General features: G+C 68.9%; 11 protein-coding genes. 10 read left to right on the forward strand and 1 reads right to left on the reverse strand.

Annotation, left to right across the window (positions count from 1 at the left end):
- Positions 1–28 precede the first annotated feature (28 nt).
- The 4 genes from ACI2JZ_RS15680 to ACI2JZ_RS15695 are packed head-to-tail and all read left to right on the forward strand — an operon-like array spanning position 29 to position 5,378.
- Positions 29–1,198: a glycoside hydrolase family 1 protein gene (locus ACI2JZ_RS15680; RefSeq protein ID WP_404598420.1), complete on the forward strand. Its 1,170-nt coding sequence runs from the start codon at positions 29–31 to the stop codon at positions 1,196–1,198.
- Between the two features lie 60 nt (positions 1,199–1,258).
- A complete protein-coding gene (locus tag ACI2JZ_RS15685; protein ID WP_404598422.1) occupies positions 1,259–2,842 on the forward strand; it encodes a molybdopterin-dependent oxidoreductase in 1,584 nt (527 codons plus the stop codon).
- A 30-nt stretch (positions 2,843–2,872) separates the two neighbouring features.
- Positions 2,873–4,450, forward strand: a complete 1,578-nt coding sequence (gene metG, locus ACI2JZ_RS15690) for a methionine--tRNA ligase (protein WP_404598423.1) — start codon at positions 2,873–2,875, stop codon at positions 4,448–4,450.
- Positions 4,451–4,505: 55 nt separating this feature from the next.
- Positions 4,506–5,378, forward strand: a complete 873-nt coding sequence (locus ACI2JZ_RS15695) for a TatD family hydrolase (protein WP_247624884.1) — start codon at positions 4,506–4,508, stop codon at positions 5,376–5,378.
- Here ACI2JZ_RS15695 and ACI2JZ_RS15700 read toward each other — a convergent pair.
- Entirely contained in the window at positions 5,357–6,640 is a 1,284-nt protein-coding gene (locus tag ACI2JZ_RS15700) for an MFS transporter (protein ID WP_404598425.1), read from the reverse strand. The two genes, ACI2JZ_RS15695 and ACI2JZ_RS15700, sit on opposite strands and share 22 nt — an antisense overlap.
- Positions 6,641–6,695: 55 nt before the next feature.
- Between ACI2JZ_RS15700 and rsmA the strand changes: the two genes are divergently transcribed.
- From rsmA to mmsB, 6 genes are all read left to right on the forward strand, one after another.
- Complete coding sequence (gene rsmA / locus ACI2JZ_RS15705; RefSeq protein WP_404598427.1) at positions 6,696–7,556, forward strand: 16S rRNA (adenine(1518)-N(6)/adenine(1519)-N(6))-dimethyltransferase RsmA; 861 nt, start codon at positions 6,696–6,698, stop codon at positions 7,554–7,556.
- The gene (gene mgrA / locus ACI2JZ_RS15710; protein ID WP_282185363.1) at positions 7,553–8,620 is read left to right on the forward strand and encodes an L-glyceraldehyde 3-phosphate reductase; all 1,068 of its coding nucleotides are present in this window, start codon (positions 7,553–7,555) and stop codon (positions 8,618–8,620) included. Before rsmA ends, mgrA begins: the two co-directional genes overlap by 4 nt.
- Positions 8,621–8,624: 4 nt before the next feature.
- A complete protein-coding gene (locus ACI2JZ_RS15715; RefSeq protein WP_404598429.1) occupies positions 8,625–9,557 on the forward strand; it encodes a 4-(cytidine 5'-diphospho)-2-C-methyl-D-erythritol kinase in 933 nt (310 codons plus the stop codon).
- Positions 9,558–9,670: 113 nt separating this feature from the next.
- Positions 9,671–10,702, forward strand: coding sequence for a LacI family DNA-binding transcriptional regulator (locus ACI2JZ_RS15720; protein WP_247624880.1), 1,032 nt, complete (start codon positions 9,671–9,673; stop codon positions 10,700–10,702).
- A 153-nt stretch (positions 10,703–10,855) separates the two neighbouring features.
- Positions 10,856–12,376 carry a multiple monosaccharide ABC transporter ATP-binding protein gene (mmsA, locus tag ACI2JZ_RS15725; RefSeq protein WP_281731628.1) on the forward strand — a complete coding sequence of 507 codons (1,521 nt, stop codon included), beginning with the start codon at positions 10,856–10,858 and terminating at the stop codon, positions 12,374–12,376.
- Complete coding sequence (gene mmsB / locus ACI2JZ_RS15730; protein ID WP_404598431.1) at positions 12,373–13,728, forward strand: multiple monosaccharide ABC transporter permease; 1,356 nt, start codon at positions 12,373–12,375, stop codon at positions 13,726–13,728. Before mmsA ends, mmsB begins: the two co-directional genes overlap by 4 nt.
- The last annotated feature ends 17 nt before the right edge of the window (positions 13,729–13,745 follow it).

Consider the following 13,745-nt stretch of genomic DNA (forward strand, 5'->3'; position numbering starts at 1 on the left):
CACAAGACCCCTCATGAAAGGAGCATCCGTGCTCGCATTCCCCGACGGCTTCCTCTGGGGCGCCGCGACCGCCGCCCACCAGGTCGAAGGCAACAACACGACCAGCAACTGGTGGCGCATGGAGCATGCGCCGGACTCGACGATGGTGGAGCCATCCGGAGACGCCGCCGACCATCTGCACCGCTATCCCGAGGACATGCGGCTGCTCGCCGATGCGGGGCTCAACTCGTACCGCTTCTCGCTGGAGTGGGCGCGGATCGAGCCGGAGCGCGGGTTCGTCTCGCGGGCGATGCTCGACCACTACCGGCGCATGATCGACACCGCTCGCGAGAACGGTCTCGATCCGACGGTCACGCTGATGCACTTCACGGTGCCCGAGTGGTTCCAGCGCGACGGCTTCTGGCGCGCGGATGACGCGGTCGACCTCTTCTCGCGCTATGTCGAGACCGTCCTGCCGATCCTCGACGGGGTGCGGTACGTGTGCACGATCAACGAGCCGAACATCGCGGCCATGCTCGCGGGCGGCGAGGACGCATCGAACCTCGTGGCCTACGGTCTGCCGAACCCCGACCTCGCGGTCGCCGACACCCTGCTCGACGCCCACCACCGCGCCTCCGAGATCGTGCACTCCGTGTCGGGCGCGCAGGCGGGGTGGACCATCGCCACCCAGGCGTTCCACTCGAGCGGCGAGCCGGGCGCCGACGAGATGGTCGCGCAGTACGGCGATCCGCGCGACCACTGGTACCTCGAGCAGTCCGCGGGCGACGACTTCGTGGGCGTGCAGGCGTACACCCGCACCTTCATCGGTCCGGAGGGGCCGCTGCCGGTCTCGGCCGATGTCGAGACGACGCTCACCGGATGGGAGTTCTTCCCCGAGGCGTTGGAGCTCGGCGTGCGCAGCGCCTGGGAGCGCAGCGGAGGGGTGCCGGTGATCGTGACCGAGAACGGCATCGCGACCGCCGACGACACCCGCCGCATCGCCTACACGCAGGGGGCCCTGGAAGGGTTGCACCGGGCGATCTCCGACGGCATCGAGGTGCGTGGCTACCAGCACTGGAGCGCGCTCGACAACTACGAGTGGGCGAGCGGTTTCGCCCCGACGTTCGGGCTGATCGCCTTCGATCGCGAGACGTTCGCGCGCACACCGAAGCCCTCGCTCGCGTGGCTCGGAGAGGTCGCGCGGCGGAACGCTCTCTGAGAGCCGGCGCACGAGAGGCCGTCCGGTCGCCGGGCGTGCGCGGCGGCGTACGATCAGGAGATGATGCAGACGCCGCCGCAGACGCCGCCGCAGGCGATCGGGGCTCCGAGCGATCGGGGCTCGGCGGAGCGCGTCCGGGCGGCGGCCGCCGGGCTCGCCGCCGCCACTCTCGGCGTGGGCGCGGCGGAACTCGTCGCCGCCCTCATCGCCCCGGAGGCGAGTCCGTTCGCGGTCGTCGGCGGCGGGCTCATCGATCTCGCACCGGCCTGGGCGAAGGACACGGCGATCGCGCTCTTCGGAACTGCCGACAAGGCCGCCCTGCTGGTGGGCATCGGGGTGGTCCTCGCCGCGGTCGCAGCTCTGGCCGGCGTGGTCGAACGGCGCATCTCCGGCCTCGGGGCGACGATGTTCGGTGTTCTGGGCGCAGTGGCGGTGCTGGTGGCGCTGACGCGAGCGAACCCGGGCCCGTACGCGTGGGTGCCCGGCATCGTCGCGGGCGGGATCTCGGCGTTCGTCCTGCGGCTGCTGATCCGCCGACTCCGCCCGATCGTGGGCGTCGCGCCCGACCCCGACGATCGCCGCCGCTTCCTGCTGTGGACGGGCGGCGTCGCGGCCGCGGGCGTGGTCTCCCTGCTCATCGGGAATGCGGCCCGCGGCGCCTCACGATCTCTCGAGGCGGTGCGGAAGGCGCTGACGCTGCCGAAGCCGACGACCGCGGCGGGGGCGGTGCCGAGCGGCGCCGAGCTCGATCTGCCGGGCCTCGCCCCCGTCGTCACTCCGACCGAGCAGTTCTACCGGATCGACACGGCCCTCGTGGTCCCGCGCGTGGACCCCGCCGACTGGTCGCTCCGCATCCACGGCATGGTCGATCGCGAGGTGGTGGTCACCTGGGACGAGTTGCTGTCGCTGCCGATGACCGAGTCCTACGTCACACTCTCGTGCGTGTCGAACGAGGTGGGCGGCTCGTTGATCGGCAACGCCCGCTGGCTCGGCTATCCGTTGCGCGAACTGCTCGCCCGCGCCGGGGTGCAGTCCGACGCCGACATGGTGCTCTCGACCTCGGCGGACGGGTTCACCGCCTCGTCGCCGATCGAGGCGCTCACCGACGATCGCGATGCGCTCCTGGCGATCGGGATGAACGGTGCCCCCTTGCCCCTGGAGCACGGCTTCCCCGCGCGGATGGTGGTGCCGGGGCTCTACGGATACGTCTCGGCGACGAAGTGGGTCACCGAGCTCGAGGTCACGCGCTTCGACCGGGCGATGGGGTACTGGACCCCGCGCGGATGGTCCGACCACGGTCCGATCAAGCTGCAGTCGCGCATCGACGTGCCGCGCGGCGGACGGACGGTCGAAGCGGGGGAGACGATGATCGCGGGCATGGCCTGGTTTCCGCACACGGGCGTCGCGGGCGTCGAGGTGCGCGTCGACGGCGGGTCGTGGCAGGCTGCCGACCTCGCGACCGGGATCTCCGACGACACCTGGGTGCAGTGGAGCATCCCGTGGTCGGCGCAGGTCGGTGAGCACAGCATCGAGTGCCGGGCGATCGGTGCCGACGGCGACACGCAGACCGAGCAGCGCGCGGCCCCCGCACCCGACGGCGCCCAGGGCTGGCACCGCATCGACGTGACGGTCGGACCGGCGTAACGTCGCCCTGCGGGCACCTAGAATTGCTCCATGCCCGCAGGCGAATCGTTCTACATCACCACGCCCATCTACTACCCCTCTGACGTGCCCCACATCGGCCACGGGTACACCTCGGTGGCGGTCGACACGCTCGCGCGCTGGCACCGCCAGGCGGGCGACGACACCTGGATGCTGACGGGCACCGATGAGCACGGCCAGAAGATGCTGCGCGCGGCGGCGGCGAACAACGTCACCCCGCAGGAGTGGGTCGACAAGCTCGTCACCGAGGCGTGGTTCCCGTTGCTGAAGACCCTCGATGTCGCCAACGACGACTTCATCCGCACGACGCAGGAGCGTCATGAGGATCGCGTGAAGAAGTTCGTGCAGGCGATCTACGACCGCGGCTACATCTACGCCGGCGAGTACGAGGCGCTCTACTGCGTGGGCTGCGAGGAGTTCAAGCCCGAGTCCGAGATCCTCGACGGCACCGGTCCCTTCGAGGGACTGAAGGTCTGTGCGATCCACTCCAAGCCCCTCGAGCTGCTGCAGGAGAAGAACTACTTCTTCAAGCTCAGCGAGTTCCAGGACCGTCTGCTCGAGCTCTACAAGGAGCAGCCCGACTTCATCCGCCCGGAGTCGGCGCGCAACGAGGTCGTCTCGTTCGTGCGCCAGGGTCTCAAGGACCTGTCGATCTCGCGGTCGGCGTTCGACTGGGGCATCGAGGTGCCGTGGGACGACGCGCACGTCATCTACGTGTGGGTCGACGCACTGCTCAACTACGCGACCGCGGTCGGCTACGGCGACGACGACGCGAACTTCGATCGGCGCTGGCCGGCCTACCACGTGGTCGGCAAGGACATCCTGCGCTTCCACGCGGTCATCTGGCCGGCGATGCTGATGGCCGCGGGCGTCGATGTGCCCAAGGGCGTCTTCGCGCACGGCTGGCTGCTGGTGGGCGGCGAGAAGATGTCGAAGTCGAAGCTCACCGGCATCGCGCCGACCGAGATCACCGATGTCTTCGGCTCCGACGCGTACCGCTTCTACTTCCTGTCGGCGATCGCCTTCGGTCAGGACGGCTCGTTCTCGTGGGAGGACCTCGCGGCGCGCTACCAGGCCGAGCTCGCGAACGGCTTCGGCAACCTCGCCTCGCGCACGACCGCGATGATCGAGAAGTACTTCGAGGGGATCGTGCCGCCCGCGGGCGAGTACACCGAGAAGGACCTCGCGATCCAGCAGATCGTGGCGGATGCCGCGACGAAGGCGGATGCCGCGATCGAGCAGTTCCGCATCGACGAGGCGATCTCGTCGATCTGGAAGATCGTCGACGCGCTCAACGGCTACATCACCGAGAACGAGCCGTGGGCGCTGGCCCGTGACGAGGCGCAGCGCGAGCGGCTCGGCACCGTGCTGTACACGTGCGCCGAGGGATTGCGCGCGCTCGCCGTGCTGCTGTCGCCGGTGATGCCGCAGTCCACCGAGAAGCTCTGGGAGGCGCTCGGCGCCGGAGACGACCTGGGCCGCCTGCAGGATCAGCCGATCCGCGAGGCGGGCGCCTGGGGTGCGCTGAAGCCGGGCACGAGCGTCAACGGTCTCGCGCCGCTGTTCCCGCGCGTGGAGACGACCGCCTGAGAATCGACGACCGCCTGAGAATCGACGACCGCCTGAACAGGAGGGACGCGCGAGCATGACGTACGTGCAGCAGCGAAGCAACGACGGGCGCAAGGATCTGCGGTATCCGGCGGCTCCCGAGCCGCTCGCGGTGCCGGTGTACGACAACCACGCGCACCTCGACATCGTCGACGGCGATGAGCCGCTGACGCTCGGCGAGCAGCTCGATCGCGCGCAGGCGGTCGGGATCGCCGGCGTCGTGCAGTCCTCGGGAGATATCGAGTCGTCGCGCTGGGCGGTCGATGCCGCGGCATCCGATCCCCGTGTGCTCGCCGCGGTCGCGATCCACCCGAACGACGCGCCCACCTACGCCGACGAAGGGCGCCTCGACGAGGCCATCGCGGTGATCGACGAGCTCGCCGCGCACCCGCGCACGCGGGCCGTCGGCGAGACCGGCCTCGACTTCTTCCGCACCGAGCCCGAACGCCGGGGCCCGCAGCACGCCTCGTTCGAGGCGCACATCGCGATCGCGAAGAAGCACGGCATCGCGATGCAGATCCACGATCGCGATGCGCACGATGCGGTGCTCGAGACGCTGACGCGGGTCGGCGCGCCCGAGACGACGGTGTTCCACTGCTTCTCGGGCGATGACGCGATGGCCCGCGTCTGCGCCGACGCCGGGTACTACCTGTCGTTCGCCGGCAACGTGACGTTCAAGAACGCGCAGAACCTGCGCGATGCGTTGAAGGTCACGCCCCTCGACCGCATCCTGGTCGAGACGGATGCCCCCTTCCTCACTCCCGTGCCGCTGCGCGGACGGCCGAACGCGCCGTACCTCGTGCCGATCACGGTGCGCTTCATGGCCGCCGAACTCGATCTCGAGGTCGACGAGCTCTGTGCGCGGATCGCCGCGAACACGCAGCGGGTCTACGGCTCGTTCGAGGGCTGAGCCGGGTCGTCCTGTGAGACTGGCCTTGCCTGAACGATCGCGCTGATCGGTTTCCAGACGAACAGCAGGGTCAGCGCCGCTCCGGCGAAGGCGAACCACCACGGAGCCGTGAGGCCCCAGATCTCGGCGATCACGCCGCCGAGGGCCTGGCCGATCACCATGCCCCCGAACACGCCGACCATGTTCACCGAGGCGACGCGGCCCTGCAGTTCGGCGGGCACGAGCCGCTGGCGCACGGTGGTCGAGATCGTGCCCCAGACGAAGGCGTAGGCGCCGAAGAAGAACATGATCACGAGCGCCACCCACCCCACGGTGGTGAGTGCGAAGGCCAGGTGCATGAGCACCTCGAGGGTCAGCACGATGCGCATGAGGCTCGCGAACGAGATGTGCCGCTCCAGCCACCCGAAGCTCAGCGTCGCGAGAATGCCGCCGACGGCCGAGGCCGTGGTGAGCGCTCCGTAGCCCACCGCTCCCATGTGCAGGTGCTCGGTCGCGTAGAGCACGAGCACACCCCAGGGCGCGGCCCAGGTGACGTTGAAGAGCAGGATGATGAGCACCAGCATCCGCACCGGAGGGTTGCGCCACAGCCACCGCAGACCCTCGGCGATGTCGGTGTGCACGGGAGGGTGCGCGGAGCCGCCGCCGTCGGCGCTCTCACGCGGGGGCACCGGGGTTCGGGCCAGGCGCGAGATCAGCACGACGGCTGCGACCACGCAGACGATCTCGACGAGGAACGGCCAGGCGCTGCCTGCCGCGAAGAGGAAGGCGCCGAGCGGCGGGCCGGCGAACTGGTTGGCCACGAGATAGCCCGCCTGCAGCCGTGCGTTGCCGATGCCGAGATCGGCGGGCTGCACCAGCATCGGCAGCAGCGTGCTGCCCGCGGTGTCGACGAAGACCTCGGCCGTGCCGTAGAGGAAGGCCACCGCCAGCACGATCCAGATGTTGGCGGTACCGGTCACGAGGAAGACGCACAACGCGGCGAGGACGACGGCGCGGGCGGCGTTGGCGAGCATCACCAGTCGCCGCCTGTCGAAGCGGTCGGCGATCGCTCCCGCGTGCAGGCCGAAGAGCAGCCACGGGAGGAACTGCAGGATGGCGCCGGCCGCGACGAGGATCGGCGACGAGGTCATCGAGGCGATCAGCAGGGGAGCGGCCGCGAGAGCGACGCCGTCGCCGACGTTGCTGGTCCACGACGATGCCAGCAGCCACCGGAAATCGCGCCCCATGCGGCGCGGGGCGACGAGTTCTCCGAGGGTGGGCACCACCCGAGAGTACTGGGAGCCGGGGACATCGTCCGCCGTAGGGGAGAATGGAGCAATGACCGTCACCCTGCTCGGCGCCACCGAGATCCGCCGCCTCGCCGCCGAGCTCGACGTCACCCCCACCAAGAAGCTCGGCCAGAACTTCGTGGTCGACGCCAACACGGTGCGCAAGATCGTGCACGCCGCGCGCGTGCAGCCGGGGGAACGGGTCGTCGAGGTCGGACCCGGCCTCGGGTCGTTGACGCTCGCGATCCTCGAAGCGGGGGCGAAGGTCACCGCCGTCGAGATCGATCACCGGCTCGCCGCCCGCCTGCCGCAGACCGCCGCGGAGCGCGGCGTTCCCGAGGGCATGCTGAACGTCGTGGATGCCGATGCCCTGCGCATCACCGAGCTGCCGGGAGAGCCGACGGTGCTCGTCGCCAACCTCCCGTACAACGTCTCGGTGCCGGTGCTGCTGCACTTCCTCGAGAACTTCTCGTACCTGCAGCGCGGGGTCGTGATGGTGCAGGCCGAGGTCGCCGAGCGTCTCGCCGCGAAGCCGGGATCGAAGATCTACGGTTCCCCGAGCGTGAAGGCCGCCTGGTACGGCGAGTGGAAGCTCAGCGGAAACGTCTCGCGCCAGGTCTTCTGGCCGGTGCCCAACGTCGACAGCCTGCTGGTCGGCTTCGACCGGTCCGAGGGCGAGCGGGGGAGCGAGGACGAGCGCCGCCGCACGTTCCAGATCGTGGATGCCGCGTTCAACCAGCGCCGCAAGATGCTGCGCCAGGCGCTGTCGGGGATCTTCGGCAGCTCGGCCGCGGCATCCGAGGTCCTGACCGCCGCCGGTGTCGCGCCGACCGCCCGGGGCGAGGATCTTACGGTCGATGACTACCAGAGGATCGCCGCGCAGGCCGCAACGACTAATCTGGCACCGTGACCGACTCGCCCCGCTTCAGCCCGAACGTCCCCGAACTGCACCGCCCGTACGCCGCCGCCGAAGGCCGCTACAGCGAGTTCGCTTATCGCCAGGTCGGCTCGTCCGGCCTGTACCTCCCGCCGATCTCGCTCGGCCTGTGGTGGAACTTCGGCGACAACATCCCGCTCGACAACCAGCGCGCACTGCTGCGCCACGCGTTCGACCGCGGCATCACGCACTTCGACCTCGCCAACAACTACGGCCCGCCCTACGGCTCGGCCGAGAAGAACTTCGGTCGCATCTTCGCCGAGGACTTCCGCCCGTACCGCGACGAGCTCATCATCTCGTCGAAGGCCGGGTGGGACATGTGGCCCGGGCCCTACGGAGACTTCGCGAGCCGCAAGTACATCCTCGCGAGCGCCGAGCAGTCGCTCACGCGCATGGGCCTCGACTACGTCGACATCTTCTACTCGCACCGCGTCGACCCGGTCACCCCGATCACCGAGACCGTCGCAGCGCTCGACACCCTGGTCCGCCAGGGCAAGGCGCTCTACGTGGGCATCTCCTCGTACAGCGCCGAGCGCACGGCCGAGGCCGTCGCCGTCGCGAAGGAACTGGGCACCCCGCTCGTCATCCACCAGCCCGCGTACTCGATCCTCAACCGCTGGGTCGAGGACGGCCTCGACGACACCCTCACGCAGAACGGCCTCGGTGCGATCGCGTTCACCCCACTCGCCCAGGGCCTGCTCACCGACAAGTACCTCGGCGACGGCACGGCCGATCGCGCGCAGAAGCGCGGCTCGCTACCCGAGGGGCGTCTGAGCGACGAGGCCGTGCAGACCCTGCGCGATCTGAACGAGGTGGCGAAGGAACGCGGACAGTCGCTCGCCCAGCTCGCCCTGCAGTGGACGCTGCGCAACCCGGTCGTCGCCTCGGCGCTGATCGGCGCCTCGCGCGTCTCGCAGCTCGACGAGAACATCGCCGCGGTGAACGGTCCGGAGTTCACCTCCGAGCAGCTCGCCCGCATCGACTCCCTCTCGGGCAAGGTCGACGTCAACCTGTGGGCAAAGTCCTCGGAGCTGTGAGCCGATGAGCTCTGCCGCGTCCGTCGATCGGGTGCACGTCCGCGCCCCGGGGAAGATCAACGTCTTCCTCGGGGTCGGCGGTCGCCACGAAGACGGGTATCACGCCCTCGCGACCGTCTTCCAGGCGGTGTCGCTGTACGAGGACGTGATCGCACGGGCGGCGGACGACTTCTCGGTGACGGTCCGGGGAGCGGTGGACGCGGATGCCGTTCCGCTCGACGACCGCAACCTCGCGATGCGTGCGGCGAAGCTGCTCGCCGCCGCCGCCGACTACCACGGGGGAGTGGCGCTCGAGATCCGCAAGAGCGTGCCCGTCGCCGGCGGCATGGGCGGGGGATCGGCGGATGCCGCAGCCGCCCTCGTGGCGTGCGATGCGCTGTGGGGCACCGGGTTCTCGCCCGCGCGGCTGCACGAGTTGGCTGCGCGTCTCGGGGCCGACGTGCCCTTCGCCCTGCACGGGGGCACCGCAGTGGGCACCGGGCGCGGCGATCAGCTCAACCCCGCGCTCGCCCGCGGCCGGTTCGACTGGGTGCTGGTCACCAGCGACGAAGGCCTCTCGACCCCCGTCGTGTACGAGCAGCTCGACCTGCTCCGCGAGGAGGAGGGGGCGCTCGCCGACGATCCGCCGTCGAGCCTCGACGTGCCGATCCCCGTGCTGCAGGCGCTCCGGTCGGGCGATGCGGTGCAGCTCGCGGCGAGCCTGCACAACGATCTGCAGGCGGCCGCGGTGCACCGGCGTCCCGACCTCGAGGAGACGATCCGGCGCGGCATCCGCGCGGGTGCGCTCCACGGCATCGTGTCGGGCTCCGGACCCACGGTCGCCCTCCTGTGCGGTGATCCGGAGTCCGCGCAGGCGGTGCAGACCGCGCTGCAGCAGGCGGGTCGGGAAGCGCTCCACGTGCACGGCCCCGTGCCGGGCGCGCGCATCCTGGTCTGACCCGATTCCCGACCCGCGCTCCGTTCCCGCGCTAGGCGCTTTCGTGCGCTCAGGGTCATAATGTACGTACGATGTGACCGTGCACATAAGGGTGCACATGCAAGGAGGCCGTGATGTCCACTGCCTCCGAGCGCGCCCGGATGCCCAGCATCCGCGATGTCGCCCGTCTCGCCGGGGTCTCGCATCAGACCGTCTCCCGCGTGCTCAACGATCATCCGAGCATCCGCCCCGAGACGAAGGCGAAGGTGCTCGACGCGATCTCGGTGCTCGACTACCGCCCGAATCTCGCCGCCCGTGCGCTCGTCACGAGCAGATCGAACATGCTCGGCGTGCTCTCGGCCACGATCGGGGAGTTCGGGCCGACCTCGTCGATCGCGAGCATCGAGGATGCCGCCCGCGAGGAGGGGTACTCGGTCTCGACGCTCAACCTCGCGGCGACCACGCCGGAGGCGATCGGCAGCGCCGTGCGCCAGCTCGCGCGCGAACAGGTCGACGGGATCGTGGTGCTCGCCCCGCAGGTGCGCGTGTTCCACGTGCTGCGGGGGATGGCGGTCGACTTCCCGTTCGTCACCCTGCAGACCGCGTCGGGGTCGGACGGGGTGAGTCTGTCGGCGGATCAGGTCGCCGGGGCGCGAGCCGCGACCGAGCACCTCATCCGCCTGGGGCACAGCGACATCCTGCATCTGGCCGGCCCGCAGGACTGGATCGAGGCGGAGTCGCGCATGCGCGGATACCTCGACGGCCTGCGCGAGGCCGATCTGCCGACCTTCCCGCCGATCCGCGGCGACTGGACCGCGGACTTCGGCTACTTCGCCGGGCAGGAACTGTCGCGCCGGCGCGACTTCACGGCGGTGTTCGCGGCGAACGACCTCATGGCGATCGGGCTCATGCACGGGTTCCGCGATGCCGGGGTGCGCGTGCCCGACGACATCAGCGTCGTCGGATTCGACGACGTACCGGTGGCCGCGCACGTGGCACCGACCCTCACCACGGTGCACCAGGACTTCCCCGAACTGGGCCGTCGCGCGGTGAAGATCCTGCTCGCGCAGATCCGCGGGGAGCAGGCTCCGGAGTTCGGTCCGATCCAGACCACGGTGCGCGATCGCGAGTCCGCGGGGCCCCACGCGCCGCGCAGGTCACGGTAGCGACACGAAAATCCGCGCCGGACTTGACAGGCCCGGTGCGCCGGAGTTGTATGTACCAATGTGAACGGTCACATCGAAGGTGACCGCACGTCGCGAGGAAGATCCGTGAGCACCACAGCAACGTTGCCTACCGTGTCTGGCCCGATCCTGGAGATGAAGAACATCACCAAGGAGTTCCCGGGGGTCAAGGCTCTCGCCGACGTCTCGATCACTGTCCGCGCCGGCGAGATCCATGCGATCTGCGGCGAGAACGGTGCCGGGAAGTCGACGCTCATGAAGGTGCTGTCGGGGGTGTACCCGTACGGCACCTACGACGGAGAGATCCTGCTCTACGGCGAAGAGCAGCGCTACAAGGACATCGCGGCGAGCGAAGCCGCCGGCATCGCGATCATCCACCAGGAGCTCGCGCTCATCCCGGAACTCTCGGTCACCGAGAACATCTTCCTCGGCAACGAGATCCGCCGCTTCGGCACGATCGACTGGCAGGCGCAGACGAAGCGCGCCACCGAGCTGCTCGCCCGCGTGGGTCTCAACGAAGACCCCGACGTGCAGATCAAGACCCTCGGCGTCGGCAAGCAGCAGCTCATCGAGATCGCCAAGGCGCTCAATAAGGACGTCAAGCTGCTGATCCTCGACGAGCCGACCGCCGCGCTCAACGAGAACGACTCGCAGCACCTGCTCGACCTGATCCTCGGCCTCAAGGCCAAGGGCATCGCGTCGATCATGATCAGCCACAAGCTCAACGAGATCGAGCAGATCGCCGACGAGATCACCATCATCCGCGACGGCCGCACGGTCGAGACCCTCGACATCTCGCGCGGCGAGATCAACGAGGATCGCATCATCCGCGGCATGGTCGGACGCTCGCTCGAGAGCCGATACCCCGACCGCACCCCCGAGATCGGCGAGGTGTTCTTCGAGGTCAAGGACTGGTGGGTGCAGCATCCGACCGTCTCCGAGCGCATGGTCGTCAAGGGCTCCAGCCTCAACGTGCGCCGTGGTGAGGTCGTCGGCATCGCCGGACTCATGGGCGCCGGACGCACCGAGTTCGCGATGAGCATGTTCGGACGCTCCTACGGCACGTTCCTCGGCGGCACCATGGTCAAGGACGGGCAGGAGATCTCCCTGCCCGACGTCGCCTCGGCGATCAAGCACGGCCTCGCCTACGTGAGCGAGGACCGCAAGGTGCTGGGCCTCAACCTGCTCGACACGATCAAGCGATCGGTCGTCGCCGCCAAGCTCTCGAAGATCACCAAGCGCGGCGTCGTCGACGACCGTGCGGAGTTCGCGGTCGCCGACCAGTACCGCAAGGCGCTGCGCATCAAGACCCCCTCGGTCGAGGAGGGCGTCGGCAAGCTGTCGGGCGGCAACCAGCAGAAGGTCGTCCTCGCCAAGTGGATGTTCACCGACCCCGACCTGCTGATCCTCGACGAGCCCACCCGCGGCATCGACGTCGGAGCGAAGTACGAGATCTACGCGATCATCAACGAGCTCGCAGCGCAGGGCAAGGGCGTCATCGTGATCTCCAGCGAGCTGCCCGAGCTGCTCGGCATCTCGGACCGCATCTACACCGTCTTCGAAGGTCGGGTCACCGACTGCATCCCGGCCGACCAGGCGACACCCGAGGCCCTCATGCGCAGCATGACCTCCGCAACCCAGAAAGCATCCGCATGACCACCGACACCACGACCGCGAAGCGCGGGTTCCACTTCAAGGACATCACCAAGATGTTCGGCGGCGGTGGCACCTCGACCCTGCGCCAGTTCGGAATCCTCGGCAGCCTGATCGTCATCATCGTGCTGTTCGAGATCTTGACGCTCATCCGCAACGGGCCCAATGGCGCGACGCTGACCTCGGGCAACCTGATCAACGTCATCAACCAGTACTCGTTCATCCTGATCCTGGCGATCGGCATGGTGATGGTCATCATCATGGGACACATCGACCTCTCGGTCGGATCCGTGGCGGCCTTCACCGGGATCATCGTGGCGAAGGCCATGCAGGACTGGAGCCTTCCCTGGCCGCTCGCGATCCTGCTCGGCCTGGCCGTGGGTGCCGCGGTCGGCGCCTGGCAGGGTTTGTGGGTGGCGTACGTCGGAGTTCCCGCGTTCATCGTGACGCTCGCGGGCATGCTGCTCTTCCGCGGCTGGCAGCAGGTCATCGGCGACTCACAGACGATCCCCGTCCCCAAGGGGTTCCAGGTCATCGGTACCGGCTATCTGCCGGAGATCGGATTGCCTCTGCCGTTCAACATCCCGACGATGCTCCTCGCTCTCGTGGCAGTGGCCTGGCTGGTCTTCTTCGAGATCCGCACCCGTCGCGTGCAGCACAAGATGGGATCGGAGAGCGCCCCCCTCTGGGTGAGCATCACCAAGGTCGTGCTCCTTTCGCTCGTCGTGCTCGTCGCGGCCTGGATGTTCGCGACCGGCCGTCCGGGCACGAGCTTCCCGGTTCCGGGTCTGATCCTCCTCGCCCTCGTCATCCTCTACACCTTCATCACGAGCAAGACGGTCTTCGGTCGTCACATCTACGCCGTCGGTGGCAACCGCCAGGCCGCGCGCCTGTCGGGCGTCAAGGATCGCTGGGTCGACTTCTTCGTCATGATGAACATGTCGATGCTCGCGGCACTCGCCGGAATGATCTTCGTCGCCCGTTCGCAGGCCTCCGGCCCGAACGACGGCACCGGCTGGGAGCTCGACGCGATCGCCTCGGTCTTCATCGGTGGCGCGGCCGTCGCCGGTGGTATCGGTACCGTGATCGGATCGATCATCGGTGGACTCGTGATGGCGTTCCTCAACAACGGCCTCGCCCTCCTCGGACAGGGGTCGGACGTCGTCGCCATGGTCAAGGGAATCGTGCTGCTCCTCGCCGTCGGCATCGACGTCTGGAACAAGCAGCAGGGACGCCCGTCGCTGATCGGTTTCATGACGCGCCGCTTCGGCCGTCAGGTGGATCCCGCCACAGAGACCTTCGAGCCCAACAAGACCTACCAAGCCCCACCCGTCGACAAGACGAGCGGAAAGTAGGGGTCCGATCGCGTGGC

Origin of the sequence: Microbacterium sp. NPDC087868 (assembly GCF_044900755.1) — a bacterium.
Taxonomy (GTDB): domain Bacteria; phylum Actinomycetota; class Actinomycetes; order Actinomycetales; family Microbacteriaceae; genus Microbacterium; species Microbacterium galbinum.

What these genes read in the sequence shown, in the direction of transcription:
- ACI2JZ_RS15685 (WP_404598422.1), top strand. Translation starts at nt 1,259, where the DNA reads ATGATGCAGACGCCGCCGCAGACGCCGCCGCAGGCGATCGGGGCTCCG.
- metG (WP_404598423.1), top strand. Translation starts at nt 2,873, where the DNA reads ATGCCCGCAGGCGAATCGTTCTACATCACCACGCCCATCTACTACCCC.
- ACI2JZ_RS15695 (WP_247624884.1), top strand. Translation starts at nt 4,506, where the DNA reads ATGACGTACGTGCAGCAGCGAAGCAACGACGGGCGCAAGGATCTGCGG.
- rsmA (WP_404598427.1), top strand. Translation starts at nt 6,696, where the DNA reads ATGACCGTCACCCTGCTCGGCGCCACCGAGATCCGCCGCCTCGCCGCC.
- ACI2JZ_RS15715 (WP_404598429.1), top strand. Translation starts at nt 8,625, where the DNA reads ATGAGCTCTGCCGCGTCCGTCGATCGGGTGCACGTCCGCGCCCCGGGG.
- ACI2JZ_RS15720 (WP_247624880.1), top strand. Translation starts at nt 9,671, where the DNA reads ATGTCCACTGCCTCCGAGCGCGCCCGGATGCCCAGCATCCGCGATGTC.
- mmsA (WP_281731628.1), top strand. Translation starts at nt 10,856, where the DNA reads ATGAAGAACATCACCAAGGAGTTCCCGGGGGTCAAGGCTCTCGCCGAC.
- mmsB (WP_404598431.1), top strand. Translation starts at nt 12,373, where the DNA reads ATGACCACCGACACCACGACCGCGAAGCGCGGGTTCCACTTCAAGGAC.